The sequence below is a fragment of the Hymenobacter canadensis genome (assembly GCF_027359925.1).
Taxonomy (GTDB): Bacteria; Bacteroidota; Bacteroidia; order Cytophagales; family Hymenobacteraceae; genus Hymenobacter; species Hymenobacter canadensis.
This window is the reverse complement of sequence record NZ_CP114767.1, coordinates 33,714-59,943: the sequence shown is the minus strand read 5'-3', so window position 1 is coordinate 59,943 and position 26,230 is coordinate 33,714. Positions and strand designations below refer to the sequence as shown.

The window sequence follows — 26,230 nt, the reverse complement described above, 5'->3', positions numbered from 1 at the left end:
TTAACCTGTTCAAAGCCAATAAATTATCCAAAAGTAAGTCAAAACGCATGAAGTACGATTGGCAAGCGTTTGAGATATTATACTGTGTAAATAATAGATGCCATAAAAAATTCATCTCTGAAAGTGAGTGTGATTCATTTCTACAAGGACTAATTATCATAAACAACAGAAATAGAGAGAAGAATACCTTAAGTGAATATCTTGAGTATGCACAGAAGCTGATAACGTTACCTTGATATACATATCGTATACAATTGACAATAGCTATATAATCTGGCTATCTACTTCTGACTGGCTTTGAACAGGCGCTGCTTTTCGTCTTTGGAGAGACTTTCGTAGCCGGAGCGGGAGATTTTGTCGAGGATGGCGTCGAGGTCTTCCTGCTCGGGCTGGGGCAGGGTGCCTTTGCGGGCGCCTGATGCGGCCGGGGCTGCCGCCGCGCCGCCGCGGTGCGTCACGCGCAGGCGCGGGCCGGAGAGCAGGCCGCCCACCCAGTCGCCGATGGCCTGCACGGGGCGGCCCAGGTCGCGGCCGCGCTGCAGCTGCTTGACGAACAGGAAGCCGAGCAGCGCGCCGCCGAGGTGGGCAATTTCGCCGCCCGGGTTGCCGCCATCAATCCCCGCAATCGACACAATCACCACCACAGCCGCAATGTATTTGATACGTACCGGGCCTAGCAGAATGATGCTGAACGTATAGTCGGGCAGCAGCGTGGCGGCCCCTACAATGATGGCCGTAACGCCCGCCGAGGCGCCGTAGAGCATGGCCGGCCGGCCGGCAAACACGGGAATGAAGTTGTAAGCCAGCAGGTACAGCGCGGCTCCGGCCAACGCCCCCAGAATATACAGACTCACCAGCTTCCGGTCGCCGAGGTACTCGCGCACTAGCGAGCCAAACCAGTACAGGTTCAGCAGGTTGAACAGAATGTGGAAGAAATCGGTGTGGACGAAGGCGTAGGTGAGCAGCGTCCAGGGGCGGGTGAGCAGCGTGAACGGGCCCGAAGGCACTGCCAGCCACTCCAGCACCGAGGTGATGTCGATGCGGCCCGCCGTCACGAGGAACAGCGTGACGCGGATCAGCAGCAGCACTATAAACACCAGCACATTGATCAGCAGCAGCTGGCTCAGGGCATTGTCGCGCCGGGTAAGAGTGGCGCGGATGTCATCAAGGAAACTCATGGAGAGGAAAGCAAGGAGAACGGCAGGCTACGCGAAGCTACAACTTGGCAGGCAGGCGGCACCTTAGCCGTAGTGCGTGCCGTTGCGCTGCCAGATTTTCAACACGATGAAGCCAATCAACATTCCGCCCAAATGCGCAAAGTGCGCCACATTGTCGCCGGGCACCGGGTGGATGCCCTGGTACAGCTCGTAGGCGGTGTACAGCGTCACGAACAGCCAGGCCTTGATGGGAATCGGAATCGGGAAGATGATGAGCGACTGTTGCGGAAACAGGAACCCGAACGCAAACAGCACCCCAAACAGCGCCCCCGACGCCCCCAGCATCCCGGCCGCCGGACTATTGATGGCCTGATTGTAGATGGCCTGGATGGTTTCCGTAGCGGAGGCAATCAACTCTTTGTTCTGAGGGTCGCGCTGCATTTGGGCGGCTACCACCGCGTAGGCTCCGCCGGCGCCAGGCAGGTAATCGTCGAAGTAGTTGGCGAAGGCAATACCGGACGGAGCCTCTTGGAACGCAATCCGGTCGGTGTCCATTTGGTGCAGCTCGTAGGCCCGCACGCCTTGGTAGAGGATACCGGCCCCTACGCCGCAGATCAGCCAATACGTCAGGAACCGTTTCGGGCCCCACACGTCTTCCAGCGAGGCCCCGATGAACACGAGGCCCAGCATGTTGGAAAACAGGTGGGCGAAGCTGCCGTGCAGAAACATATAGGTCAGGAACTGCCAGGGCTGAAAGTACACCGAGCCAATCGGGTAAAGGGCGCCCAGCACCGTCACCTGCGCCCCAAACTGGCTTTGCAGAAAAAACACCAGCACGTTAATAATGAGCAGCGTGCGAACAGTGGGAGTAAGTCGGAACATGAATCGCTGATTTGCGCTGATTGAATTGATTTCGCTGATTTTTCTTCCCTTACGCTAGACGGAGCGGTTTGGCCGGATGAGGCATGTAGAGACGCGACACTTCGCGTCTCGTCGTTGGTGATGCTGTTTAGCCGGCGTGGTTCCGGTCGTTCAACAACGAGACGCAAAATATTGCGTCTCTACATCACCCAACGCCCCTGTTCAAATCAGCGGCGGAAGAACTCCTGAATCTGGCTGAGCTCCAGCATCACGAGGGTGCGGCGGCCGTCGGGGGTGTAGCCGGGCACCTGGCAGGCAAACAGCTTATCGACCAGCGTGTTCATTTCGGTGTCGGAGAGGCGGGCGCCCGAGGCGGCTGTGGCCACGCGGCGGGCCAGGGCGCGGGCCATCTGCTCGCGGCGGTCCAGCTTCACTGGGCCGGCGTGAGTCCGGAACTGCTCGATGAGGCCTTCCAGCAGCTCCTTTTCGTCGCGGGCCGGCACGTCGGCCGGGATGCCTTCTACCGCAATGGTGTGCTTGCCGAAATCGGTGAACCGGAAGCCCAGACTGCGCAAAGCATCTTCCACTTCGCGCAGAATGGCAAAATCCTGGGGCGTAAACGTGACCGTGCGCGGAAACAGCAGCGTCTGCGACGCGCCGGTTTCGCGCTCCAGCGTGTGGGCGTACTGCTCGTACAGGATCCGCTCGCGCGCGGCGGCCTGGTCCAGCAGCATCAGCCCCGACTTCACCGCCACCAGCAGATACTGCCCGTGCACTTGCAGCACCTTGTTGCCGGAGCTGGCTGGCACCTCCCGCAGCGGCAATTCGGGCGCGGCCGGCACCGCCGCCGACGTTGCTCCTACCACCAGCGGCACCAATACCAAGGGAGCCGACACCAGCGGCGGCGCGGCCGCGGCGGCCGCCGTGAGGGCCGCCGCGCTGGGCACGGGCACGCCTTTGGCCGTGGCTTCGCGCTCCACATCGGGCACGTTTACTTTGCTGAGGCTCTTGTAGAACTCCTCCAGGTCGCGCTTGGCCTGCTCGGTGGGCCGGGGCGGAATCTGCCGTTCGTGGCCCGTATCGGGGCGGGAAGTGCTGCCGGAGCGAGCGTCGCGGGCGGGCGTGGCCGCGGCGGAGGCGGCCGAGGCCAGCGCGTCGGGCCGGAAGTCGTCGGGGTCGAAGTTGCTTTTGGGCAGTTCGCCCAGCGGCGTGCGCAGCGGCCGGATGGGTGCAAAGTTCACGTCGCCGTCAAAGTCCAGCGAGGGCGCCATGTTGTGCAGTCCCAGGCTCTGCTTGACGGCGGCGCGCACAATGGCATACACGGTTTTCTCGTCCTCGAACTTGATTTCCGTCTTGGTGGGGTGCACGTTGATGTCGATGGCCTTGGGGTCGAGGTCCAGAAACAGCACGTAGAACGGGTGCGCGTCCTTCGGCAGCAGGCCTTCGTAGGCGGCCAGCACGGCATGGTTGAGGTAGGCCGAGCGGATAAAGCGGTTGTTGACAAAGAAAAACTGGTCGCCGCGGCTTTTCTTGGCCGATTCCGGCTTGCCGATAAAGCCCTTCACGCTCAGAAACGGTGTCACCTCCTCGCAGGCCGCCAGCTGCTCCTTGTAGCCGTTGCCGAGCAAACTCACGATGCGCTGGCTGAGCTTGCCGGCCGGCAGGTTGAACACCTCCAGGTCGTTCTGGAACAGCGTGAACCCGATCTGGGGGTTGGCCAGGGCAATGTGCTGAAACTCGTCGAGAATATGCCGCATTTCCACGGCGTTGCTCTTGAGGAAGTTGCGCCGGGCCGGCACGTTGAAGAACAGGTTCTTGACGCTGATGCTGGTGCCGTCGGGGCAGGCGGTGGGCTGCTGGCTGGTGATTTGGGAGCCTTCGATGAGCAGCAGCGTGCCCGTGTCTTGGTCGCGCTGCTTGGTGCGCAGCTCCACCTGGGCCACGGCCGCAATGGAGGCCAGCGCCTCGCCCCGGAAGCCCAGCGTGCGGATACGGAACAGGTCGTCGGTGGTGCGGATTTTGGAGGTGGCGTGCCGCTCCAGGCTCATGCGGGCGTCGGTGGCGCTCATGCCCGAGCCGTTGTCCACGACCTGCACCAGCTGCTTGCCGGCGTCTTTGACGATGAGCTGCACCTGCGTGGCCCCGGCATCAACGGCATTTTCAAGCAATTCTTTGACGGCCGAAGCCGGCCGCTGCACCACTTCGCCGGCGGCAATCTGGTTGGCCAGATACTCGGGAAGCAGCTGAATTATGTCGGCCATTCGGGAAGGATAAGGAAGATACGAAACAAAGAAATACAGGCGTTAACCCGCTGAGCAATTGGACTTGCTCGATGAATTGCCAACCGCAGCCGGGATTTTCTCCGTAAGTTTGTGGCCAACATTCGTGTGTGTTGTGTTGGCCGGGCTCCCGGGTTAGCGCAGTTGGCAAGAGCAGATGACCGGATGCCTGGGGCTCACCATTGCGGTGGCCGGGCCTGCCGGACCCCGCTTTTACGGCACCCGAATGGGAACAAAAGTAGGGCGAAATCCGCTTGCGTTCAACCAGACCACTTACCGCCAGACACCATACGGGAGCCCATGCTCAAGGAATTTCGGATCAGACTCTTACTGCTGCTGCTCGCTGCCACGGGTCTGATCATCACCTCTGCGGTGCCCTACGACGACGCGGCCAAGCCCCGCTCCGTGGCCGAGCAGAACTGGGTCGACAGCGTCTTCAACTCCCTCACGCCCGACCAGCGGCTGGGGCAGCTGTTTATGGTGGCCGCCTACTCCAACAAGGACAAGAAGCACGCGCAGTACACCGAGTTTCTAATCAAGAACTATGGCATTGGCGGGCTGATGTTTCTGCAGGGCGGCCCGCGCCGGCAGGCCATCCTCACCAACCGCTACCAGGCCGCCGCCAAGGTGCCGCTGCTCATTGCCATGGATGCCGAGTGGGGCCTGGATATGCGCCTCGACTCCAGCATGCACTTCGCCAAGCAGATGACGCTGGGGGCCATGGACGACGAGCAGTACGTGTACCAGATGGGCCGCGAAATTGCCCTCAAGATGAAGACCCTGGGCGTGCACGTGAGCTTTTCGCCCGTCGTCGACGTCAACTCCAACCCCGACAACCCGGTTATCGGCAACCGCTCCTTCGGCGAGAACAAGGAGCAGGTGGCCAAGCGCAGCGTGGCCTACATCCGCGGCCTGCAGGACCACGGCATCATGGCCGTGGTGAAGCACTTCCCCGGCCACGGCGACACCGACGTGGACTCGCACGTGGCGCTGCCGGTCATCAACTCCGACCTGGCCCGCCTGACCAACGTGGATCTGTACCCGTTTCAGCAGTCGTTTGAGGCCGGCGTGATGGGCGTGATGGTGGGCCACCTCTACATGCCGCTGTTCGATACGGTCCGCTCCGTGTCGGCTACCATCTCGCGCAACCTCGTGACGGGGCTGCTGAAGGAGAAGATGGCCTACAAGGGCCTCGTGTTTACGGATGCGCTCAACATGAAGAGCGTGGCTAACATCTACAAGCCCGGCGAGCTGGACGCGCTGGCCCTGCTGGCCGGCAACGACGTGCTGCTATTTTCGGAAGACGTACCGGTAGCCATCCAGAAAATCAAGGACGATCTGGCGTCGGGCAAGCTGGTGCAGACCGACATCGACCAGCGGGTGCGCAAGATTCTGCGCGCCAAGTTCTGGGCCGGCCTCAACAACCAGCCGCCCATTGACGTGCCCAACCTGATGACCAACCTCAACCGGCCCCAAAGCCGCACGGTGGCCCAGGAAATCTACGAGCACGCCACCACGGTGGTGAAAAACCAGGACGACCTGCTGCCGCTGCACCGCCTCGACACACTGCGCATTGCCACCGTCACCATCGGGGCCGGGCCGGGCAGCACGCTGGGCGAAATCATGAGCAAGTACCAGAGCGGCCCCGTGTACGCGGTGGCCAACCGCTACGCCCCCGACTCCACGTTTGCCCGGATTCTGCCGCGCCTCGCCCCCTACAACACGGTGGTCGTGACGCTGCACAACATGAACAACACGCCCACCCACAACTACGGCCTGGGCGACGGCACCCTGAAATTCCTGAAAGACCTGCAGGCCAACCCCAATCTGAAAACGGTAGTGGTGGCCATGGGCAACGCCTATTCGCTGAAGCACCTGGCCGACGCCCGCACGCTGGTGTGCGGCTACGAAGACAACTACGCCTCGCAGCTGGTGGTGCCGCAGGTGCTGTTTGGCGCGCTGCCCGCCCTGGGCCGCCTGCCGGTCACGGTTACGCCGGAGCTGACGGCGGGCGTGGGCCTGCCGACGCCGGACTTCAAGCGCCTGCGCTACGCTACGCCGGAAAGCGAGGGGCTCGACTCGAAGGTGCTCACCCAGATCGACAACATTGCGCTGGAATCGGTGGCGTATGCCGCAGCGCCCGGCTGCCAGGTGCTGGTGGCCAAGAACGGGGCCGTGGTATTCGACAAAAGCTACGGCTACTGCACCTACGACAAGAAGCAGCCCGTCAGCAACAGCACGCTCTACGATCTGGCTTCGGTGACGAAAGTGGCCGGCACGCTCCAGACCATCATGTACCTGAAAGATCAGGGCAAACTGAATCTCGACGACAAGGTGGCCGCCTACCTGCCCGAACTGAAAGGCACCAATAAAAAGGACATGACCGTGCGTGAGGTACTGCTGCACCAGGCGGGCTTAAAAGCTGGCATCCCGACGTGGGAGAAAACCATCACCAAAACCGGCCCCAAGCCCACTTTCTACGCCAGTACCAGCACGGCCGGCTTCACCAACGAAGTGACGCCCAACCTCTACAGTGTGCAGACGGCCGAGGATTCGGTCTGGACCTGGGTGCAGCGCTCCGGTTTGCTTCCCAAGACCAAGGGCAAGTATCCGGTGGAATATTCCGACCTGAGCTTTATCATTCTGAAGCGGGTGGCCGAAAAGCTGCTGCAGGAGCCCATCGAGAACTTCCTCGACAAGAGCTTCTACAAGCCGCTGGGCCTCGGCACTATGACATACAACCCGCTGCAGAAGTTTCCGCAGTCGTGCATCGCGCCCACCGAAAACGACACCTACTTCCGCCGCGCCCAGCTGCAAGGCACCGTGCACGACCAGACCGCGGCCATGATTGGCGGCGTGGGCGGCCACGCCGGCTTGTTTGCCAACGCCAACGATCTGGCCGTTCTGATGCAGATGAACCTGCAGAACGGCCGCTACGGCGGCATGCGCTACTTCCAGAGCCCCATCGTGACCGAGTTTGCTCGCAGCACTGTGGCCGGCAACCGCCACGGCCTGGGCTGGGACCACGGCGACCCCAGCAAGCCCGAAGGCCCTACCAGCAACCTCTCGCCGGCCAGCACGTTTGGGCATACGGGCTTCACCGGCACCTGCGTCTGGATGGACCCCGAAAACAAAATTCTCTACATCTTTCTTTCCAACCGGGTGTACCCCGACGCCGGCAACAACAAGCTGCGCCAGTACAACATCCGCACCCGCATCCACGACGTCATCTACAAGTCGCTGCAAAAGACATGACCTGTTGTCCGGCTTTTCTGTTTCTTTGACTCCGCAATCGGCGGCAAGGCGTTCCTGAAGGAGCAGCTTGCCGCCGATTTTTTTTCCGGTAACGTGGAGCTCCAGCTTCGCGCGCTGTTGCAGCCTTCTACGCTGCCCCAACGACTATCGCTCAATGATACGCGAAGCTGGAGCTTCGCGCTACTGCGCTTCCCCTTCCTCACGCTACGTCATGAACATCGGTATTGTCTGTTACCCCACCTTTGGCGGCTCCGGCGTGGTAGCCACCGAGCTGGGCAAAGCCCTGGCTCAGCGCGGCCACCGCGTCCACTTCATCACCTACAGCCAGCCGGTTCGCCTCGATTTCTTCAACGAGAACCTGTTCTACCACGAGGTCTACATTCCGCCCTACCCGCTGTTTCAGTTTCCGCCCTACGAGCTGGCGCTGGCCTCCAAGATGGTGGACATCGTGCAGAACGAGAAGCTGGACGTGCTGCACGTGCACTACGCCATTCCGCACGCCTCGGCGGCCTACATGGCCAAGCAGATCCTCATCACCAAAGGCATCCGCGTGCCGGTCATCACCACCCTGCACGGCACCGACATTACGCTGGTGGGCAAAGACGCCAGCTACGAGCCCGTGGTCACGTTCAGCATCAACCAGTCGGATGGCGTAACGGCCGTTTCGGCGGATCTGCGCAAGGAAACCTACGAGTACTTCGCCATCGAGAAGGACATTGAGGTGATTCCCAACTTCATCAACCTGGACCGCTTCAAAAAGCAGGACAAGAGCCACTTTAAGGCCGCCATTGCGCCCGACGGCGAGAAGCTGCTCATTCACACCTCCAACTTCCGCTCCGTGAAGCGCGTCGAGGACGTGGTGCACATCTTCGACGGCGTTCGTAAGAAAATGCCCGCCAAGCTGCTGCTCGTCGGCGACGGGCCCGACCGGCCTCGCATTGAGAAGCTCTGCCGCGACCTGGGCCTGAGCAGCAACGACGTGCGCTTCCTGGGCAAGCTGGAGGCCGTGGAGGAAGTGCTCAGCGTGTCGGATCTGTTCCTGATGCCTTCCGAGAAAGAAAGCTTCGGCTTGGCGGCGCTGGAGGCCATGGCCTGCGAAGTGCCCGTTATCAGCACCAACGCCGGCGGCATTCCCGAGCTGAACGAGCACGGCATCACGGGCATGACCAGCAACGTCGGCGACGTGGAAGACATGGTGAAAAACGCCCTGTTCGTGCTCCAGGACGACAACCTGCCTCGCTTCAAAGACGCCGCCCGCGCCCACGCCGAAACCTTCGCCGTCGGCAACATCGTTCCCCGCTACGAGGCCTGCTACCAGCGCGCCATCGACGCGGTGCTGGCTGCTACGGCCTGATTCGGTTTCGTTTTCAGTGAAAAAGAGAAGGCCCGGCTTATTGCGCCGGGCCTTCTCTTTTTTTATAGTTGACTACAGGAAGATGTCGCCGATTTCCTGCCAGCTGTGCACGCGTCGGTAACGGGTTTCCAAGGCATTGTGCGGCGCGTCGAACAGCAGGCCTTCCCCCCGGAAGTTGTCGAAGTTGAAGGCGTTATCGTCGATGAGGAAGTCGGCGTTGAGGATGCTTTTGTCGCCGCAGAACACCACGTTCTGCCACGAAATAAAGCTGAAGTGCTGTTGCAGCCACTCGTACTTGTCCAGAAACGAGTTGGGAAACTCCATGGCCGCCGAGGCGATAAACAGCTCGTGGCGCTGGGCCAGCTCCCGCAGCACACGCTGGCTGTCGGCCATGAGGGGCAGGTCTTTGAAGAAGCCGGGCCGGTTGGGGTAGCCGCGCAGGGCGGGCTGATGCTCCGGCGCCACGGCCTCGTGGAAGTGTTGGCCACGCAGCTGCGCCAGCGTCATTTCCTGCCCGAACTCGTGGGCGTACCACTCCTGAAACCGGGCAATGGAGTCGGCTATTACCTCGTCCATATCCACGGCAATGCGCGTTTTCGTCATAGTTTGGGGTTGCTACGAGCCACTTGGCTCTGCTTAATCTTCATCTGAGGACGGAATGCTTACCCAGGCGCAAACGGCAGTCAGCAAAGCCACCACCAGCACCACCTGCCACGTGGCAGAGTTGGCAGACGCGGCCGGACTATCCCGCGACCCAAGCACGAACAAGCCCAGCCACCAGCTGCTCAGCGAAACCAGCACGGTAGCCGCCACGCTGGGGCGCCGGTCTTTGAGCAGCACGACCAGCCAGTACATAAGAAACGCCACGCCGAGCGGTATGCCGGCTATCAGCACCACAATGGCCCACAGAATTTCTCCCATGGACGTGTGGTTTTTCATGGCCTCGGCCGCGCACAGGCGGCTGCCGAGCAGCGCCACGGCCAAGGCAGCTAATCTGAGCCGGGCCTTCACCATGCCGCCGCCTAAAACAGCCCGAAGGCTTCGCGCTTGATGGCCAGCAGGGCCCGCTCGGTAGGGTCCGCCTCGTCGTTGATAAGGCTTTCGAGGATGCGCTTGGCCAGCTCGGTGCCGCGGGCCTGCTGGGGCTGGGGCAGCGTGTGGTAGGCCTTGTTGATGGCCGTCAGGACGTGTTCCTTAGCAGCTTTCACCTCGCTCCAGGTATCAGGGCTCATGTAGAGCTGCTGGCTGAGGTTGTGCTCGTACTCGGCCCTGATTTCCTGCAGCAGCAGCCGATGATAGTCCGGGGCCGTCTGGCCAGCGCTGCTCAGGCGCACCAGCAGGTTGCTGGGTGCAATGCGTTCCAGCAGCAGCGTCATGCGCTCGAAGGCCTGCAGGCGCAACGGCAGAGTGGCCTTGCTGTTTTCCAGGCGCAGCTCCAGCAGGCGGCGCTGCTGTTCCCGGTCGAGGTGCTGCCGGATGAGGTAGAAAATGGAGCCGGCTACCAGCAGCGCCGGCAGCAGGGTTTTGAGCAGATCAAACAGATAGGCGGTGGTATCCATGCAGAATGGGGCCGCCACGCGGGCAGCAGAGGTGAACAAAAACCAGTAAACGAATATGCGCTGCGAAGGTAAACACCCCGCGCAGATGCCGCACTACCAGCCCGACGGCTTTCCGGCCGTGCCCTTGGAGCGAACAGAGCGGGCTTCGCTGAACCAGCGGCTTACTGCTGCTGTTGTAGCCGCAACAAAGCCTGGCAGGCAGTAACGCTACTCCCCCACCGGCTTCGTATCTTTGTCGCCTTACTTTTCTAAAAACGAACGCACTATGGCAACGGCCGTCTCCACGAAACTTGCTCCCATCAGCCTCACGCCGCGCGCGCTGGAAGAGGTTCGGAATATCCTGAACGAGAAAAGCGTGCCCGCCGAATACGGCCTGCGCGTGGGCGTCCAGGGCGGGGGCTGCTCGGGCATGAGCTATCTGCTCGGCTTCGATAAGCCCAAAGACCAGGACGAAACCTTCGACCTCGACGGCGTAACGCTGATCATGGATAAGAAGCACGCCATGTACGTGCTGGGTATGGAAGTTGATTTCCAGGACGGCCTCAACGCCCGCGGCTTCATCTTCAGCAACCCCCAAGCCAAGAGCACCTGCGGCTGCGGCTCGTCGTTTTCGTCGTAAGCAGCTCTACTTTCATGGCACAAAAAAAGCTCCGGCCTCACGGCCGGAGCTTTTTTTGTGGCTATACCACCGGGGTCAGCAGCGCCAGTACGGCGGCGGGGTCGGCTACTTCAATGATGAGCTGGTTGTACTCGTCGTGTTCCAGGTCGATGATGAGGGCATTTTCGGCGTTGTGCACATCCCAGAAGATGCGCTTGTCATCCTGGTAGAAGGTGCCGGCCGCCAGCAGGCCGGGAATGTGGGTGCCGGGGGCGCGCCAGCCTTTCCACCAGCCTTTCAGCACGTCGGCGTCCTGCCGCACGCTCCGGATGTGGCTGCGCGGAATCAACAGCTGGCTTTTCAGGGCCCAAAGCTTGTGCAGACCCTGCACGCTGAACAGCACGTCGGGGCCCTGTAAGGTTACGTCTACCATGGTTTCAGGAGAATGGATGGGACTGAAAGAACGCTCTTTTCTGGCTTGTTCCTCGCTGGCTGAAGCCAGCCGCATCAAAAAGCCAGCTGTTCGCCCTGCACCGGAAAAATCAGCCGGACGCCGAGCATATTGCCGGCCTCCAGCTCGCGGCGGATGGTGGCCTCGCGGTCGGCAGTGGGCTTGAGGTGGGTCACCACGACCGGCAGACCCCGTAGGGCGGTCGGGCCGGCCAGCTGGGCTAGCACCGCCAGCTCCTGCCAGAACAGCCGCGGCGTCAGGTGGCCGAATAGCTGCTTCTCCGGCTGCTGGTTCGGGTAGGAGGCTTCCATAAAAATCCCGCGGAGCTGGCCGGCCCGCAGCAGCGGCGCCACCGCCTGCCACACCGTGCGCAGGTTCTCGGTTTGCTCCACGGCATCGGCCCCGGTGTCGCCGAGGTAGAGCAGGTAGTGACGGCCGCTGCGCACCAGAAACGCGGCACTTTGGAAGGGCCGGCCGTGGCTGAGCGCGTAGGCCGTGGCGTGGAGCGTGGTGTTGCTGAGTGGCATTTCCTGCCCGATGGCCAAGGGCTGCAGCTGGTATTTACCCAGCGCCGGCGCCGTGCCCCCGGGGCCGAAGTTGGGCCAGGCGCGCCAGTTGAAGTAGTCGTTCTGGATGGTAGCCAGGCAGCCGGGCAGCGCATAAATGGGCTTGGGCGCATCATCGGGGGCGTTGAGCAGCAGGCCCGCTACGTGGTCGAGGTGGGCGTGGGAAATCAGGTAGCCTTTGATGCGGGTGCGGATGGTTTTGGTGGCCGGCCCCGGCAGCGCCTGGCGGGCCACGGCTTTTTCCACGCCGGTGTAGAGGCTGCCCGCATCCAGGCACACGTAATCGGCGGAGCCGGCCGCCGCCACCAGATACGCCGACAGGTTGCCCTCGCTAAGCCCGCCCTGCACGCCCAGCGGCACCACCGTGAAGGCCGGTTGGGCCAAGGCCGTCAGGTGCCAAAGCAAAATTGCCAGCGCCAGCAGACAGCCTCTACCGCGCATGACTGTCGGCCGCTAAACGCTGCTGCCACGCGGTCTGGCTTAGCTCAAACCGCACCTCGCCACTAGTGATGCTGCCAGTTTCCTGCCAGCCCTGGCGGCGGTAGAAATGTTCGGCGCGGGTGCCGGGTTCGGTGCTAAGTGAGATGGGCATATTGGTATGGGCGAAATACCCATCCAACAGCAGCCGGTGCAGTTCTTTGCCGATGCCCTGCTGGTCGAAATCCGGGTGCACAAACAGCGCCCAGACGCTGTGCTGCTGCAAATCAACGACAGCAAAGCCGACAATCCTGCCGAATTCCTCGTCTGCCGCCACCCAGCCCCGACCGCGCTGCACGAGGTAGTCGGCGTAGTCGGCGGGCGTAATCAGGGCCGGGTCGCGGAGCGCGTTTTCCGTCACGGCCAGGCGCACCACGGACATGCCGGGAATATCGGAGAGGTGAGCTGGTCGAAAAACCATAGTCCGGAGTATTTAGCTGAGGGCGTGCGGGTAGCCGATGGCCTCTAGGTCGGCGGCCAGCTGGGGCCAGTCCGTGAGGTCGGAGTTGAGGGCCTGGGCGGTGGCCTGGGTCAGGGGCTCGTGGCGGTAGAGGCGGGCCACGTCGGCAGCTTCGAGGGGCTCCCGCTCGGTTTCGTCGAGGTAGTATTCGTTGGCCCAGTCGGCGTAGGTGTCAGGGTCGTTGTCGAGGATATAGAGCAGCTCTTCCGAGCCGTCGTCTTCGTTTTCCACCACACCGGTCTGCCAGCCGTGGGCGGGCGTGTACCACACGCAGAACGTGGTGCCGATGGAAGCAGCCGGCTCGCCGAACACAAACTCGTCGAACACCTCGGGCAGGCCGCGCGTCACCTGGGCCTTTTCGGGCTGGTCGTATTCGGAGAGGAAGCCGTTGATGCAGCAGCCTTCGGGCCGGAACAGCACCAGCATCTGGTCGCCCTCGCCGTCGCTCATCTCAAACAGGGCCTCGTTGTCGTCCCAGGCCGGGTTGTAGGTGTAGTAGCGGAAATCCGGGTCGGGCGAGTTGACGGCGTCCAGCGCAGCCAAGGCCTGGCAAAGGCGCTGCAGGGTAGCCGCGTCGGGCAGTTGCGTGAGGTCGAGGGTGGAAATCATGGGTCTAGTACGCTGTGTTATTCCGAGTGCAGCGAGGAATCTCGCGTGCTGCTATCTGGTTGGCATTGCAACGTCAGCACGCGAGATTCCTCGCTACACTCGGAATGACGTTCCTTTGTGCTGTCAACAGTTAATACGTCTTGGTCATGTCCTCGGGCACTACCAGCACGAAATCGGCTTTCTGCTGATTCTCCTTGTCGAGCTTGTCGAGGCTGGCCTGCGAGACGGTGCTGAGGGTGAGCACCTTCAGCTGCGGGTTCTGCTGGCGCAGGTAGGCCAGAATACCGTCGTGGTTGTCGGAGTGGTAGGCACCGTTGACGTGGAGCAGCAGGTGGCCGGCGGGGCGGGCCTGCTGCAGGAAGTGGGCCATGGTGGCATCCTTGAGGGCCTGAGCCTGAATGATGTTCTGCACGCCGGCCGCGTGGGCCGCGTCGCCGCCGAACATCTTGGCCATGTTCTTATAGCCGGGCAGCTCGTAGTCCACCGTCATCGGCAAGGGCGCAAGCCAGGCCTTCTCTTCGGCGGGCAACGCCTCCAGGGCCGTCAGGCTGCCTTTGGCTACCTGCGAGGCGTAGCGGCGCGGCACGTTGGTGCCCACCACCCGGAATTTCTGCTGGCGCGCCAGCAGCAGCAGCGGCTTGTAGTCGGTGGTGTAGTTGGGCCAGGGGCGGCTATCGGCCTCGAAGGCTTTGTCGTCCAGCTCGCCGGTGGTGTACTGGTCTACCAGCGGCTGCACGTCGCGCTCAAACATTTCCAGGCCCAGCACCAGCTGGCCCTGGCGCAGGCGCAGCAGGTCTTTGGTGAGCTGCAGCGCCAGCCAGTGGGCCATGGGATCGTTGTGCTGCTCGCCGAAGAACACCACGTCGGCAGCGGCCAGCTCCTTGAGCATCTTGTCGTAGCCGGCGGGCTTGCCGGCGGCCGTGAACAGGCGGTAAGCGGGCCGATCCTGGGCGTGCACGGCGAAGCTGAGCATCAGCAGAACAAACGAGAGAAACGAGATACGCATAGCACGAAGATACACTGCGCCCTCTACGAAAACACGGCGTCCTCTGCGGGCTAAGTCGTTGCTACGATTTTAGCCCGCAGAGGACGCCGTGTTTTCGCAGAGGGCGCAGTGTTGTGCTAGCCTTTATAGAACATCCACTTCGACAGCTCGCGGTAGTTGACTTTCTTGCCGTACATCAGAATGCCCACGCGGTAGATGCGGGCGGCCAGCCAGGTGGTGAAGATGAAGCCCAGCACCAGCAGCACCATCGAGGTGGCCAGCTGCCAGGCCGGCACGCCCCCGAACGGCAGGCGCATGACCATGGCAATGGGCGAGGTAAGCGGAATCATCGACATCCAGACGGCCACCGAGCCGTTGGGGTTGGTGGTGAGGATTGCCTGCGACACCACGAAGGTGAGCACCAGCGGCATGGTCACGGGTAGCATAAACTGCTGGGTGTCGGTGTCGTTGTCGACGGCCGCCCCGATGGCCCCGAACAGCGCCCCGTAGAACAGGTAGCCACCCAGAAAATAAAACAGGAAGCAGCCCACAATCAGCGGCACGTTCAGGTCGGCGGCGCGCAGAGCGGCCGTCATCTTGGCGGCTACGTTGGTGTCTTTCTTGGCGGCTTTTTCCTGCGGCGTATCGGTGCTGACCGTGGCCGTGGCCGAACCCGAAGCCATGGCCGTAGTACGGCTCACCCGGTCTTCCACCATCTTCTCGGGGCTGACGGAGCGCGCCATTACCGAGCTGATGCCCACGGAAAGCAGCACCCACAGCGCCAGCTGCGTGAAGCCCACGGCCGCAATGCCTAGCACCTTGCCCATCATCAGCTGGAAAGGCTTCACCGAGGAAATGACCACTTCCACGATGCGGCTGGTTTTCTCCTCCATTACGCCGCGCATAATCTGCACGCCGTACATGAAGATGAATATGTAAATCAGGAAGCCACAGGCGTAGGCCACGCCCGTGCTGACGCCGGTGCTGGAGCTTTTCTCACCGTCGTCGCTCAAACTCACCGTCTCCAAGCTCACGTCGGCCTTGAGCTTGTCAAGCGTGGCGCGGTCGATGCCGGAGGCCGTGAGGCGCTGGTTTTCAATCTGCAGCGACACGGCGCGGTTGATGTCGCGCTCCAGCGACACGCCCAGGCCCTTGCGCGAAAACACCTGAAAGCCGCCGGGATTGGCCAGGTCCTGCTTCGGAATGTAGAGCAGGGCGTCGTGCTTGCTTTTCTTGAACTCGGCTTTGGCCTGGGCCAGGTCGGGCGTGGTCGCCACAAACCGGATATCGTCCTTGGCCTCGGGCAGCTTTCCGGCAAACAGGTTGCCGCCATCGGCCACCACCACGGTCTTGCCGCTGTCCGACATCTTGGCAATGAACACGGGCACCGCAAACAGCGCCACCGTCAGCAGCGGCCCGATCAGCGACATGATAATGAAGCTTTTCTTGCGCACCCGCGACAGGTATTCGCGCTGGAAAACGAGAAATATTTTATCCATGGGGAGTTGAAGATTTGGGAACATCATGCAGAGGCGAAGCCGAAGCTTCTCGCGTGCTGACGTTGTGGAAATATTGATTGCTACACGGGCGAGATTCCTCGGCTTCGGCTGCGCCTCCGCTCGGAATGACGTTCTGTGAGGTAAAAGACACTCGGTTAAGCCGAGGCTTCTTCCATCAGCGTTTCGGGCATAGTTTCCCGCACCCGCCGAATGAAGATGTCGTTGATGCTCGGAATCAGCTCGCGGAAGGCGTGCACCTCCACGTTGCCGATAAGGTAGCGCAGCAGGTCATTGGGCGAGGTGCCGGCGTGCAGCTTGATGACGTCGTAGAAGTGGCCGTTTTCGCGCTCCTTGTGCTCCAGCACTTCAAAATCGGGGTGCGTGACCATGAGCCGGCCGCGGCCTTCCACCTCATAGGTCTGGGTGCGGAAGGTGTTCTTGATGTCGCGCACGGTACCGTCAAGCACTTTTCGGCTGCGGTTGATCAGGGCAATGTTGTCACAGAGCTCCTCCACCGATTCCATGCGGTGGGTGCTGAAAATGATAGTAGCGCCTTTCTCGCGCAAAGCCAGAATCTCGTCTTTGATGAGGTTGGCGTTGATGGGGTCGAAGCCCGAAAACGGCTCATCCAGGATGATGATTTCGGGCTCGTGCAGCACCGTGGCAATGAACTGCACCTTTTGCTGCATGCCCTTGCTGAGGTCTTCCACGTTCTTCTCGGCCCAGGACTTGAGCTCCAGGCGGTCGAGCCAGCTTTTGATGCGCTGGGTGGCGTCGGCGCGGCTCAGGCCTTTGAGGCGGGCCAGGTACAGCAGTTGCTCGCCCACCTTCATCTTCTTGTAGAGGCCGCGCTCCTCGGGCAGGTAGCCAATCTGACCGATGTGGCTGGGGTTGAGCTTCTCGCCCCGGATGCGGATTTCGCCGGAATCAGCAGCCGTAATCTGAGTGATGATGCGGATGAGCGAGGTTTTGCCGGCGCCGTTGGGCCCCAGCAGCCCGAAGATGCTGCGCTCCGGGATGTCGAGGCTTACGCCGTCGAGGGCGGTGTGCGCGGCGTAGGCCTTGCGCACGTCAATGGCTTGCAGAATGGGAGGCATGGAAGAAAGGTTTGTGGTGCCGTAATATTACACGAATCCGATACAGAAGCTGCTTCAACTTCTCTCAAGCGGTGGTTTCAGCTACCCGAACAGGCAGAAACAGCGCCCAAACGGGGTTACTCCGTATCCTCCAGCTCGCGCAGGCTGGCTTCCAGCCGGTCGAGGTGCTGGCCGTAGAGGCGTTGCAGGTATAGGCGCGTGCCCCGGATCAGGGCCAACTGCAGCAGGAAGCCCAATACCACCAATACCCCCGCCACAATCGCCAGCAGCGCCACCCGCGCGCCCCCCGGCCGGCCCATCTCCTGATACACTTCTGACCCAAACAGCAGCGCCAGCGTCACCGGCCCCGTCACCAGCGTGACGCGGTAGAGAAAGCGCAGTAGCCGGCGCAGCTCCAGGCACAGCTTGCGCAGGTGGTCGCGCACGTTGCCTTCCACGGTAGCCATGCGGCGCAGCACGCCCAGTTTGTAGTAGTAGTAATACAGCTGCCCGGCCCCCAACAGCAGCATCAGTACTGCCCAGAATACGGTAACCGGCTTGTTGAGCCGCATAGCTGCGAACGGCAGCAGCATCAGCCCGGCCGTCAGCGCCATTTCCACGCGGGCGTTGCGCTGCATCTTGCTTACCGGGTTGCTGGGGCCGCGGGCCAGCAGCTGGGTCAGCGCGTCGGCATCCAGCAAATCGGCCGGGAAATCAGCGGCGACCGGCTGCTTCCATTGGCGGCGAAAGTCATCGAGTTCCATCAGACGGGGCGGGTAAGGTGTTGGCGAATCTTGTCCTGCACGCGGTGCATTTTCACGCGCACGTTGTTTTGGGTGATGCCGAGGATGTCGGCCATTTCCTCGTAGGTGCGTTCTTCCAGATACAGCAGTACAAAGGCCTTGTCTACATCAGAAAGTCGGTTGATGGCCCGGTACAGGGCCGCCATTTCTTCGGGCTCGTAGTTGGGCGGCTCGGTTTCCTGCGCCAACTGCAGCGCCTCTGCCTCCAGGCGCAGCGGCTGCGGGCGGCGGGTGCGCTGGCGCAGGTTGCTAATGGCTACGTTCAGGGCAATGCGGTAGAGCCAGGTACTGAGCCGGGCCCCGGCCTGCGGCACGTAGTTGGGCCAGGCCCGCCAGAGCTGCAGCACTATTTCCTGGAACAGGTCCTGCCGGTCATCGGCGTCCTGGCAGTACAGCCGGCACACGCGCCGCAGCAGCGGCTGGTACTCATTCACAACAGCAACAAAGGCAGTAGAGGGTGCAGCGGGGCTCATGCGGGCAGCGGTTTCAGCTACTATATCGGCAGCCGGGCCGCAGCATTACAGGCTACCCGCACATTTCTTTACTTTGTCTGCGGCAAAAAACGGCATCCAATCACAATATCTTGTAGCAGTTGCCAACCAATCCTGCAATTTCGGGGCAGCACTTCCCTTCGTTCACCTCACTTCCAATATGGCTGCATCCCCCAACCCCGAACCCTCTAAACTGCGCAACCTGGGCGCCCTATTGGTCCCGGGCATCTTTCTGCTGATGGCTTTGCTGAAGTTGTTTTCCCAGGACTATCTGGCGGCCGGCCTGTGGACCTGCCTGAGTTTGGGGCTGCTGCTACTGGGTCAGGCTCAGCGCCGCCGATGGGCGTTCTGGGCTGCCTGCGCGATGCTAGTCCTGTCCCTCGTTTTCGTTTACCTTAAATCCAGGGCCAACCGGGCCGCCAAACAAGCTCAGCCCGCCGCTGCCAGCACCCGTTAGCCTGTAGTGCGCCGCTGGTTTGGAGCTTATTTTCAGGATACAGAAAAATCAGCTCCACCTCTTATCCTCCACATCAAAAAAAGCGCCTGCCTCCCCAAAAGGAAGCAGGCGCCCAATCGTCTACAAAATCCGTGAAATCCGACTAATCCGGTTAAATCCGTGATTACTGGAAGTACTCCTTCACCTTCTCGAAGAAGCCTTTCTCGTTTTTGCCGGGGTTCGGGGTGAAATTCTGGGCGTTGCGCAGCTTTTCCAGCAGCTCCCGCTCTTCGCCGGTCACGTTCTTGGGCGTCCAAACACTGAGATGAATCAGCTGGTCGCCGCGGCCGTAGCCGTTGATGTCCTTGATGCCCTTGCCGCGCAGACGCAGGATTTTGCCGGGCTGCGTGCCGGCATCCACCTTAATCTTCACTTTGCCCTCAATAGTGGGCACCTCGATGCTGGCCCCCAGCGCGGCATCCACGAACGAGATGTACTGCTCGAACATGATGTTGTTGCCGTCGCGCTTCAGCGACTCGTGCGGCTCCTCCTCAATCTGAATGAGCAGGTCGCCGGGCACGCCGCCGCGCTCCGGGAAGTTGCCTTTGCCGTTCATGCTCAGCTGCATGCCCTCGGCTACGCCGGCCGGAATGTTGATCGGAATAACTTCCTCGTGTAGCTGGCGGCCGTCGCCTTGGCAGACGTCGCACTTGCTGGTCACTACTTTACCTTCGCCTTCGCAGGTGGGGCAGGTAGAGGCGCTTACCATCTGGCCGAGCATGGTGTTCACCACGCGCTTCACCTGGCCCTGGCCGTTGCAGGTGCCGCAGGTTTTGAGGTCGGTGCCGTTTTTGGCGCCGGTGCCCGAGCAGGTGTTGCAGGCCACGTAGCGCTTCACCTTGATCTTCTTCTCGACGCCGTTGGCCACTTCCTCCAGGTCCAGCTTCAGCTTGATGCGCAGGTTGGAGCCTTTGCGCACGCGCCGCCCGCCCTGGCCGCGGCCACCGCCGCCAAAGAAGCCCTCGAAGCCGCCGCCCCCGCCGAAGATGTCGCCGAACTGGGAGAAGATGTCCTCCATGTTCGGGCCGCCACCGTTGCCGCCCATGCCCTGATGGCCGTACTGGTCGTATCGGGCCTTTTTGTTGGCATCCGACAGCACTTCGTAAGCCTCGGCGGCTTCCTTGAACTTGTCTTCGGACGTCGGGTCGTCGGGGTTTTTATCGGGGTGATATTTGATGGCTACCTTACGGTAGGCCTTCTTTATCTCATCCGCGGCTGCGTTTTTGGCTACGCCCAGCACCTCGTAATAATCTCGCTTCGCTGCCATCTTTGGTATTGAGTATTTGGTATTGAGTATTGAGATCTGTACCGGGCAGTTCAACAGCAACGTGTCTCACTACTCAATACTTAGTACCCAATACTAAGCGCCCAGCACCACTTTGGCGTGCCGGATTACCTTGTCGCCGAGGTAGTAGCCCCGCTCCACTTCGTCCACAATCTTCCCTTTCAGGTCGTCCGACGGGGCCGGAATCTGGGTGATGGCCTCGTGCAGATCGGGGTCGAACGCGCCGCCTTTGGTTTCCATCGGCGTCAGGCCCTTCTGGTTGAGGGTTTTCTGCAGCTTGTTATGGATAATGTCGATGCTTTCGCGCACGGCGTTGGCATCGTCGGTGTCCTTGGTGTGGTGGCGGGCCCGGTCGAAATCGTCGAGTACGGGCAGCAGGGCCGTCATCAGTTCCTGGTTAGCCGTCTTGAACAGGTCGGCGCGCTCCTTGGTGGTGCGGCGCTTGTAGTTCTCAAACTCGGCAGCCAGGCGCAGGTATTTGTCCTTCAGGTCGGCCAGCTCAGCTTCGGTTTTCGAGCCGGGCGCGGCAGCTTCAGTGCCTTCTACCTCCCCTACTTCGGGAGCGTTAGGCTCTTGGGTTAGCTCGCCGGCGGCATGGTCGAATTGGGTATCGTCGGGTTGGTTGGTTTTATCGTCAGCCATCTTCGCTTTAAATCGTCGGAATGGGTTGAATCGGGAGGACATAGGCGGATTGCGGGTCGCAAGGAGTTTGCCAAAGCCCGGGCGGCTGTCATTGTGGCACAGAAACCCGTGTGCCCAGGCAGTTAGTTCAGACACATCCGGTTATCGGGGAGAAGAACTGGCAGCCCGGGCCCCGGCGGCTACTCCTGCTCCTGTTCGGTTTGCTGGTCGGCCTCTGGCTCTTCAGCGTCTTCTTCCTGGCTCTGGCGCGGGGGCGCGGCGGCGGCCGTGGCGGCGCGGTTCTGCTGCAGCGCTTCCCAGATCAGGTCTTTCAGCGGCTGGATGTTCTTGTTGGCCAGGCTGGAAATGAATACCGTCGGCAGATCAGTGGGCAGCGTGGCCCGGATTTCCGCCTCCAGCTCCTCGTCCAGCATATCCGACTTGGTGATGGCCAGCAGGCGCTGTTTTTCCAGCAGCTCGGGGTTGAACTGCTCCAGCTCGCTGAGCAGCACTTCGTACTCGGCGTTGATGTCCGGCGAGTCGCAGCTGATCATGAACAGCAGGATGGAGTTGCGCTCAATGTGGCGCAGGAAGCGCGTGCCCAGGCCTTTGCCCTCGGCCGCGCCCTCAATGATGCCCGGAATATCGGCCATCACAAACGACTTGTAGTCGCGGTAGGCCACCACGCCAAGGTTGGGTGTAAGGGTGGTGAAGGCGTAATCGGCAATCTTCGGCTTGGCCGCCGATACTACGGAAAGCAGCGTGCTTTTGCCAGCATTCGGGAAGCCCACAAGGCCCACGTCGGCCAGCAGCTTCAGCTCCAGAATCACCCACTCGTCGATGCCGGGCTCGCCGGGCTGGGCGTAGGCCGGGGCCTGGTTGGTAGCCGACTTGAAGTGGTCGTTGCCCCAGCCGCCGCGGCCGCCGGGCGTCAGGATCAGGCGCTGGCCTTCCTCCGTAATCTCCAGCTTCTTCTCGCCGGTTTCGGCGTCGCGGGCTACCGTGCCGAGCGGCACCTGAATAATGATGTCTTCGCCCTGAGCACCGCTGCGCAGGTTTTCGCCCCCGCCTTCGCCAGCTTTGGCAATCAGGTGCTTGCGGTACTGTAGGTGCAACAGCGTCCAAAGCTGGGAGCTGCCTTCCAGGATGATGTGGCCGCCGCGGCCGCCGTCGCCACCATCGGGGCCGCCGTTGGGCAGGCCTTTGGCGCGGAAAAAGTGGTGCGAACCCGCCCCGCCTTTACCCGAGCGACAGTTGATTTTGACGTAGTCGATGAAATTATTGGAAGCCACTTTTTTCAATTAAAAATTGAGAATTAAAAATTAAGAATCATTTCCATTCTTACTTCTCAATTCCAGGATGTCTGTAAAACAGCTGTCATCCTGCACATTCCGCCGCAGGGGCGAAATACACAGGATGACAGATGGTTCTGCCACTACCCCAAGCGGGTAGCAGGCGCAAAGTTACGCTTTTACTTCGTCGGTTGCCTGATGGCTGCTTTCCGGGGCGGCGGGCTGGTGCTTCTCGATGATGCCGCAGACCTGCCCGAAGATGTCTTCGATGGCGCCGATGCCGTTGAGGGCATGGAATTTCTGCTGCGAGGCGTAGTAGCCGGCCACCTGGGCGGTTTCGGTGTTGTAGACCGTCACGCGCTTGCGGATTTTGGTTTCGTCCTGGTCGTCGGGGCGGCCGGAGGTTTTGCCGCGCTCCAGCAGGCGCGCTACCAGCTCTTCCTCAGCCACTTCCAGTGCCACCATGCACGACACCTTGGTTTCGTGCTCCGCCAGCAGGCGGTCGAGGCTTTCGGCTTGGGGCACCGTGCGCGGGAAGCCGTCGAAGATGAAGCCGGCAGCCTGCTTGTTGCTTTGCAGGGCGCTGTCGATCATGCCGATTACCACTTCGTCGGGCACGAGCAGGCCTTCATCCATGAGTTTTTTGGCACGCAGGCCGAGTTCAGTGCCCTGGGAAATCTGGGCACGGAGCAAATCGCCGGTGGAGAGGTGCACCAGATTATAGCGGGCAATCAGCTTCTGGCTTTGCGTTCCTTTACCGGCGCCGGGCGGGCCGAAGAGCACGAGATTCAGCATGAGTTGGGGAGCGAAGTGTTACGCGGAGGAAAGGAAAAGTGGGCGTGTTTCTGAAATATAGGCAACGAATAGGAAAGCCTCTACGGGCGCCAGCGAATTTTAGCTGCGTCCGCGGGCCAACTCAGCTGCCTACGGCCTTGTACACGTCCGGATAATTGCGGCCCAGTCCGTCGAAATCAAGACCATAGCCGACAATGAAATCATTGGGAATACTTAGGCCCACGTAGCGGATAGGCAGTTCGTGCTGCAGGCATTCAGGCTTCAGAAACAGCGTAGCTACTTCCAGCGAAGCCGGCTCGCGGGCGCCCAGCGTGTCGAGCAGACGGCGCATGGTGTGGCCCGTATCCACGATGTCTTCGACGATGATGACGTGGCGGCCCCGGATTTCTTCGGTCAGGCCCAGCACTTCCTGCACGGTGCCAGTGCTGCTGGTGCCCTGGTACGAGGCCACGCGGATAAAGGAAATCTCGCACTCAATGGCCAGCGCCTTCATCAGGTCGGAGGCGAACATGAACGAGCCGTTGAGCACGGCTATCAGCAGCGGCGTTTTGCCGGCGTAGTCGTGGTTGAGTTGAGTGGCCAGCTGCTGAATGCTGGCGGCCAGCTGCTGCGCCGGCAGGTAGGGTTCAAACTGCTTGTCGTGCAGCGAAATATGGTCCGGATTCATCCGTTTGGGGTTAGGCCGTGGGTGAGCGGGCAGGCAAATGTAGTAGAAAAAAGCCGCCCCCCTGGTGAAGGAAGGCGGCTTGAGACGAGTGAAGTGTGGTCAGTTGGCAGTTGTTAGTTGTCAGTTGTTGGGTTGCAGCTGTTGGGTGTCAATGCCTTTCAAACTCACCGAGAACTGACAAACAACACCTGACTATCAACATCCTACAGCTGCTTGCGCAGCAGTACGAACACGGCTTCGGCGGCATGGTCGGTCACGTCGGCAAAGCGCACCTTGGGCCGCACATCCAGCTCGGTACGGGGCACCAGGTGGGCAGGCGCCACGCCCCGGTCCGGGGCAGCAATGTGCGGGGCAATTACCAGGCTCACGATGCTCATGAGCTTGATGAGGATGTTCATGCTGGGGCCGGACGTATCCTTGAACGGGTCGCCGACGGTGTCGCCGGTGACGGAGGCTTTGTGGGCGTCGGAGCCTTTGTACTGCATCACGCCGTCAATCATCACGCCCTTCTCGAAGCTCTTCTTGGCGTTGTCCCAGGCGCCACCGGCGTTACTCTGGAACATGGCCATCAGCACGCCGCTCACCGTGACACCGGCCAGCGTGCCGCCCAGCACCTCCGGCCCGAAGGCGAAGCCCACAATCACGGGCACCACCAACGCAATGGCCCCTGGCAGCATCATTTCGCGGATGGCGGCCTGGGTGCTGATTGCTACACACTTCTCGTACTCGGGCCGGCCGGTGCCTTCCATAATGCCCGGAATCTCCCGAAACTGCCGGCGCACCTCCTGCACCATGGCCATGGCCGCACGTCCCACCGCCGAAATAGCCAGCGCCGAGAAGATGAACGGGATCATGGCGCCCACGAACAACCCAGCCAGCACGCGGGCATTGCTGATGTCGATGGAGGTGATGTTGGCCGTGCCCATGAAGGCCGCAAACAAAGCCAGCGAAGTAAGGGCGGCCGAGGCAATGGCAAAGCCTTTGCCGGTAGCGGCCGTGGTGTTACCTACAGCGTCGAGAATGTCGGTCCGCTCACGCACTTCCTTGGGCAGCTCGCTCATTTCGGCAATGCCGCCGGCGTTGTCGGCAATAGGGCCGAAGGCGTCGATGGCCAGCTGCATGGCGGTGGTGGCCATCATGCCGGCCGCCGCAATGGCTACGCCGTAGAGGCCAGCGCACTCGTAACTGAGCACGATGCCCGCTGCCAGCACGAGTATCGGGAGCACCGTACTTTCCATGCCCACGGCCAGCCCGCCGATAACGGTAGTGGCGTGGCCAGTAGAGCTTTGGTGCACGATGCTGAGCACCGGCCGCTTGCCCATGGCCGTGTAATACTCGGTGATAATACTCATCAGCGTGCCCACAATCAAACCTACTACCACAGCATAGAATACCTGCATGGCACTAAACGTGACGCCCCGAATCACGAGCGACTCGGTGGGCAGCATCCAGCGGATGATGAAGTACGAGGCAATGCCCGACACCACCACCGACACGTAGTTGCCCAGGTTGAGGGCGGCCTGCACGTTGCCGCCTTCCTTCACCCGCACGCACAGAATCCCGACCAGCGAGGCAATAATGCCCATACCGGCAATCACCATCGGCAGCAGAATCGGGGAAAGCCCCTGAAACTGGTCACCGGTGGCGACTACCTCGCGACCCAGCACCATGGTCGCCAGAATGGTAGCCACGTAGGAGCCGAACAGGTCGGCACCCATGCCGGCTACGTCGCCCACGTTGTCACCCACGTTGTCGGCGATGGTGGCGGGGTTGCGGGGGTCGTCTTCGGGGATGCCGGCTTCCACCTTGCCCACGAGGTCAGCGCCCACGTCGGCGGCTTTGGTGTAGATACCGCCGCCCACCCGGGCAAACAGGGCAATGCTTTCGGCCCCAAGCGAGAAGCCGGTCAGCACTTCCAGCGCGGTTTCCATTTCAATGCCATTGGCGCTGCCGCCCTTGCTCACCACAAACAGCTGATAGAACACGATAAACAACGAGCCCAGCCCCAGCACCGCCAGGCCGGCCACGCCCATGCCCATCACCGAGCCGCCCGAAAACGACACGTTCAGGGCCTGGCTCAGGCTGGTGCGGGCAGCCTGGGCTGTACGCACGTTGGCCTTGGTGGCAATCTTCATCCCGATGAAGCCGGCCAGCGCCGAGAAAACGGCGCCAATCAGGAAGGCAATGACGATGACGGGGCTGGACTTTTCGCCGGTGCTGCCCAGGTAAAACAGAAACGCGGAGGCAATCAGGCCGAAGATGGCCATCACGCGGTATTCGGCTTTCAGGAAGGCAATGGCGCCGTCGGCAATGTAGCCGGCAATGGTGCGCATCCGCTCGTCGCCGGCATCCTGGCGGCTCACCCAGCCCGACCGGACCCACGTGTAAAGTAAGGCCAGCACACCCAACGCGGGCACTGCGTAGAGAACAGTCATCATAGAGCGGGGGTAAGAAGTGGGAGTTTGGTTGGGAATGAGACAATTAGGAGGGTAAAATAGAATTTATTGCCTAATCCTCAACCTGCCCTTCGCAAATGCGGGCTGCTTATTTATCCGCTGACTGGCAGCTACATGTCTTTTCGGCTATTCTTGAAA

The 26,230-nt window shown here is 61.3% G+C and carries 25 protein-coding genes; 4 read left to right on the top strand and 21 right to left on the bottom strand.

The annotated features are described in order from the left end of the window. Positions 1-281: 281 nt before the first annotated feature. From O3303_RS00270 to mutL, 3 genes are all read right to left on the bottom strand, one after another. A complete protein-coding gene (locus tag O3303_RS00270; protein ID WP_269560071.1) occupies positions 282-1,178 on the bottom strand; it encodes a rhomboid family intramembrane serine protease in 897 nt (298 codons plus the stop codon). A 63-nt stretch (positions 1,179-1,241) separates the two neighbouring features. Next, entirely contained in the window at positions 1,242-2,039 is a 798-nt protein-coding gene (locus tag O3303_RS00265) for a rhomboid family intramembrane serine protease (RefSeq protein ID WP_269560070.1), read from the bottom strand. 206 nt (positions 2,040-2,245) lie between these two features. Next, on the bottom strand, positions 2,246-4,279 hold the full coding sequence (mutL, locus tag O3303_RS00260) for a DNA mismatch repair endonuclease MutL (RefSeq protein ID WP_269560069.1): 2,034 nt from the start codon (positions 4,277-4,279) through the stop codon (positions 2,246-2,248). Positions 4,280-4,597: 318 nt separating this feature from the next. Between mutL and O3303_RS00255 the strand changes: the two genes are divergently transcribed. Both O3303_RS00255 and bshA read left to right on the top strand, forming a co-directional pair. Next, positions 4,598-7,552, top strand: coding sequence for a serine hydrolase domain-containing protein (locus O3303_RS00255; RefSeq protein WP_269560068.1), 2,955 nt, complete (start codon positions 4,598-4,600; stop codon positions 7,550-7,552). Between the two features lie 211 nt (positions 7,553-7,763). Continuing rightward, positions 7,764-8,906 carry an N-acetyl-alpha-D-glucosaminyl L-malate synthase BshA gene (gene bshA, locus O3303_RS00250; protein ID WP_269560067.1) on the top strand — a complete coding sequence of 381 codons (1,143 nt, stop codon included), beginning with the start codon at positions 7,764-7,766 and terminating at the stop codon, positions 8,904-8,906. 72 nt (positions 8,907-8,978) lie between these two features. On the opposite strand, the gene O3303_RS00245 is transcribed toward bshA, so the two are convergent. From O3303_RS00245 to O3303_RS00235, 3 genes are read right to left on the bottom strand one after another with little or no spacing between them, the layout of a single operon-like run. Beyond that, the gene (locus tag O3303_RS00245) at positions 8,979-9,509 is read right to left on the bottom strand and encodes a 5' nucleotidase, NT5C type (RefSeq protein ID WP_269560066.1); all 531 of its coding nucleotides are present in this window, start codon (positions 9,507-9,509) and stop codon (positions 8,979-8,981) included. A 33-nt stretch (positions 9,510-9,542) separates the two neighbouring features. Further along, a complete protein-coding gene (locus O3303_RS00240; RefSeq protein ID WP_269560065.1) occupies positions 9,543-9,884 on the bottom strand; it encodes a hypothetical protein in 342 nt (113 codons plus the stop codon). 44 nt (positions 9,885-9,928) lie between these two features. Next, entirely contained in the window at positions 9,929-10,504 is a 576-nt protein-coding gene (locus O3303_RS00235) for a DUF7935 family protein (protein ID WP_269560064.1), read from the bottom strand. Between the two features lie 226 nt (positions 10,505-10,730). Between O3303_RS00235 and O3303_RS00230 the strand changes: the two genes are divergently transcribed. After that, the gene (locus O3303_RS00230; protein ID WP_269560063.1) at positions 10,731-11,084 is read left to right on the top strand and encodes a HesB/IscA family protein; all 354 of its coding nucleotides are present in this window, start codon (positions 10,731-10,733) and stop codon (positions 11,082-11,084) included. Between the two features lie 61 nt (positions 11,085-11,145). Here the strand turns inward: O3303_RS00230 and O3303_RS00225 are convergent, their stop codons facing one another. From O3303_RS00225 to O3303_RS00185, 9 genes are all read right to left on the bottom strand, one after another. Further along, positions 11,146-11,496 (bottom strand): hypothetical protein, encoded by a 351-nt coding sequence (locus tag O3303_RS00225; protein WP_269560062.1) that lies wholly within the window; start codon positions 11,494-11,496, stop codon positions 11,146-11,148. 74 nt (positions 11,497-11,570) lie between these two features. Next, entirely contained in the window at positions 11,571-12,485 is a 915-nt protein-coding gene (locus tag O3303_RS00220) for an MBL fold metallo-hydrolase (RefSeq protein WP_269560061.1), read from the bottom strand. Between the two features lie 25 nt (positions 12,486-12,510). Beyond that, complete coding sequence (locus O3303_RS00215) at positions 12,511-12,978, bottom strand: GNAT family N-acetyltransferase (protein ID WP_269560060.1); 468 nt, start codon at positions 12,976-12,978, stop codon at positions 12,511-12,513. Positions 12,979-12,990: 12 nt separating this feature from the next. After that, entirely contained in the window at positions 12,991-13,626 is a 636-nt protein-coding gene (locus O3303_RS00210) for a hypothetical protein (protein ID WP_269560059.1), read from the bottom strand. A 130-nt stretch (positions 13,627-13,756) separates the two neighbouring features. Then, positions 13,757-14,632: a ChaN family lipoprotein gene (locus O3303_RS00205; protein ID WP_269560058.1), complete on the bottom strand. Its 876-nt coding sequence runs from the start codon at positions 14,630-14,632 to the stop codon at positions 13,757-13,759. 116 nt (positions 14,633-14,748) lie between these two features. Further along, positions 14,749-16,110: an ABC transporter permease gene (locus O3303_RS00200; RefSeq protein WP_269560057.1), complete on the bottom strand. Its 1,362-nt coding sequence runs from the start codon at positions 16,108-16,110 to the stop codon at positions 14,749-14,751. A 155-nt stretch (positions 16,111-16,265) separates the two neighbouring features. Further along, positions 16,266-17,207 (bottom strand): ABC transporter ATP-binding protein, encoded by a 942-nt coding sequence (locus O3303_RS00195; protein WP_269560056.1) that lies wholly within the window; start codon positions 17,205-17,207, stop codon positions 16,266-16,268. 116 nt (positions 17,208-17,323) lie between these two features. Further along, the gene (locus tag O3303_RS00190) at positions 17,324-17,950 is read right to left on the bottom strand and encodes a hypothetical protein (protein ID WP_269560055.1); all 627 of its coding nucleotides are present in this window, start codon (positions 17,948-17,950) and stop codon (positions 17,324-17,326) included. Further along, positions 17,950-18,462: an RNA polymerase sigma factor gene (locus O3303_RS00185; RefSeq protein WP_269560054.1), complete on the bottom strand. Its 513-nt coding sequence runs from the start codon at positions 18,460-18,462 to the stop codon at positions 17,950-17,952. The genes O3303_RS00190 and O3303_RS00185 overlap by 1 nt, the downstream gene beginning before the upstream one ends. A gap of 73 nt (positions 18,463-18,535) precedes the next feature. On the opposite strand from O3303_RS00185, the gene O3303_RS00180 reads away from it, so the two are divergent. Continuing rightward, positions 18,536-18,937, top strand: a complete 402-nt coding sequence (locus O3303_RS00180) for a hypothetical protein (protein ID WP_269560053.1) — start codon at positions 18,536-18,538, stop codon at positions 18,935-18,937. Positions 18,938-19,100: 163 nt separating this feature from the next. Here O3303_RS00180 and dnaJ read toward each other — a convergent pair whose 3' ends face one another. The 6 genes from dnaJ to O3303_RS00150 all read right to left on the bottom strand — a co-directional run bounded on the left by dnaJ (position 19,101) and on the right by O3303_RS00150 (position 26,074). Further along, complete coding sequence (gene dnaJ / locus O3303_RS00175) at positions 19,101-20,243, bottom strand: molecular chaperone DnaJ (protein WP_269560052.1); 1,143 nt, start codon at positions 20,241-20,243, stop codon at positions 19,101-19,103. Positions 20,244-20,336: 93 nt separating this feature from the next. Then, positions 20,337-20,903, bottom strand: coding sequence for a nucleotide exchange factor GrpE (locus tag O3303_RS00170; protein WP_269560051.1), 567 nt, complete (start codon positions 20,901-20,903; stop codon positions 20,337-20,339). 179 nt (positions 20,904-21,082) lie between these two features. Then, complete coding sequence (gene obgE, locus O3303_RS00165; protein WP_269560050.1) at positions 21,083-22,174, bottom strand: GTPase ObgE; 1,092 nt, start codon at positions 22,172-22,174, stop codon at positions 21,083-21,085. Positions 22,175-22,345: 171 nt separating this feature from the next. Beyond that, complete coding sequence (locus tag O3303_RS00160; protein WP_269560049.1) at positions 22,346-22,969, bottom strand: adenylate kinase; 624 nt, start codon at positions 22,967-22,969, stop codon at positions 22,346-22,348. A gap of 121 nt (positions 22,970-23,090) precedes the next feature. Further along, the gene (hpt, locus tag O3303_RS00155; protein WP_269560048.1) at positions 23,091-23,636 is read right to left on the bottom strand and encodes a hypoxanthine phosphoribosyltransferase; all 546 of its coding nucleotides are present in this window, start codon (positions 23,634-23,636) and stop codon (positions 23,091-23,093) included. A 203-nt stretch (positions 23,637-23,839) separates the two neighbouring features. Next, a complete protein-coding gene (locus tag O3303_RS00150) occupies positions 23,840-26,074 on the bottom strand; it encodes a sodium-translocating pyrophosphatase (protein WP_269560047.1) in 2,235 nt (744 codons plus the stop codon). Positions 26,075-26,230 lie beyond the last annotated feature (156 nt).

Excerpts from the sequence above, each read along its gene's own strand:
- mutL (WP_269560069.1), bottom strand. The coding sequence starts at position 4,279 with ATGGCCGACATAATTCAGCTGCTTCCCGAGTATCTGGCCAACCAGATT.
- O3303_RS00210 (WP_269560059.1), bottom strand. The coding sequence starts at position 13,626 with ATGATTTCCACCCTCGACCTCACGCAACTGCCCGACGCGGCTACCCTG.
- O3303_RS00225 (WP_269560062.1), bottom strand. The coding sequence starts at position 11,496 with ATGGTAGACGTAACCTTACAGGGCCCCGACGTGCTGTTCAGCGTGCAG.
- O3303_RS00170 (WP_269560051.1), bottom strand. The coding sequence starts at position 20,903 with ATGGCTGACGATAAAACCAACCAACCCGACGATACCCAATTCGACCAT.
- O3303_RS00215 (WP_269560060.1), bottom strand. The coding sequence starts at position 12,978 with ATGGTTTTTCGACCAGCTCACCTCTCCGATATTCCCGGCATGTCCGTG.
- hpt (WP_269560048.1), bottom strand. The coding sequence starts at position 23,636 with ATGAATCCGGACCATATTTCGCTGCACGACAAGCAGTTTGAACCCTAC.
- dnaJ (WP_269560052.1), bottom strand. The coding sequence starts at position 20,243 with ATGGCAGCGAAGCGAGATTATTACGAGGTGCTGGGCGTAGCCAAAAAC.
- O3303_RS00160 (WP_269560049.1), bottom strand. The coding sequence starts at position 22,969 with ATGCTGAATCTCGTGCTCTTCGGCCCGCCCGGCGCCGGTAAAGGAACG.
- O3303_RS00195 (WP_269560056.1), bottom strand. The coding sequence starts at position 17,207 with ATGCCTCCCATTCTGCAAGCCATTGACGTGCGCAAGGCCTACGCCGCG.
- O3303_RS00150 (WP_269560047.1), bottom strand. The coding sequence starts at position 26,074 with ATGATGACTGTTCTCTACGCAGTGCCCGCGTTGGGTGTGCTGGCCTTA.
- O3303_RS00190 (WP_269560055.1), bottom strand. The coding sequence starts at position 17,950 with ATGGAACTCGATGACTTTCGCCGCCAATGGAAGCAGCCGGTCGCCGCT.
- O3303_RS00265 (WP_269560070.1), bottom strand. The coding sequence starts at position 2,039 with ATGTTCCGACTTACTCCCACTGTTCGCACGCTGCTCATTATTAACGTG.
- O3303_RS00185 (WP_269560054.1), bottom strand. The coding sequence starts at position 18,462 with ATGAGCCCCGCTGCACCCTCTACTGCCTTTGTTGCTGTTGTGAATGAG.
- O3303_RS00205 (WP_269560058.1), bottom strand. The coding sequence starts at position 14,632 with ATGCGTATCTCGTTTCTCTCGTTTGTTCTGCTGATGCTCAGCTTCGCC.
- bshA (WP_269560067.1), top strand. The coding sequence starts at position 7,764 with ATGAACATCGGTATTGTCTGTTACCCCACCTTTGGCGGCTCCGGCGTG.
- O3303_RS00245 (WP_269560066.1), bottom strand. The coding sequence starts at position 9,509 with ATGACGAAAACGCGCATTGCCGTGGATATGGACGAGGTAATAGCCGAC.
- O3303_RS00230 (WP_269560063.1), top strand. The coding sequence starts at position 10,731 with ATGGCAACGGCCGTCTCCACGAAACTTGCTCCCATCAGCCTCACGCCG.
- O3303_RS00255 (WP_269560068.1), top strand. The coding sequence starts at position 4,598 with ATGCTCAAGGAATTTCGGATCAGACTCTTACTGCTGCTGCTCGCTGCC.
- O3303_RS00270 (WP_269560071.1), bottom strand. The coding sequence starts at position 1,178 with ATGAGTTTCCTTGATGACATCCGCGCCACTCTTACCCGGCGCGACAAT.
- O3303_RS00200 (WP_269560057.1), bottom strand. The coding sequence starts at position 16,110 with ATGGATAAAATATTTCTCGTTTTCCAGCGCGAATACCTGTCGCGGGTG.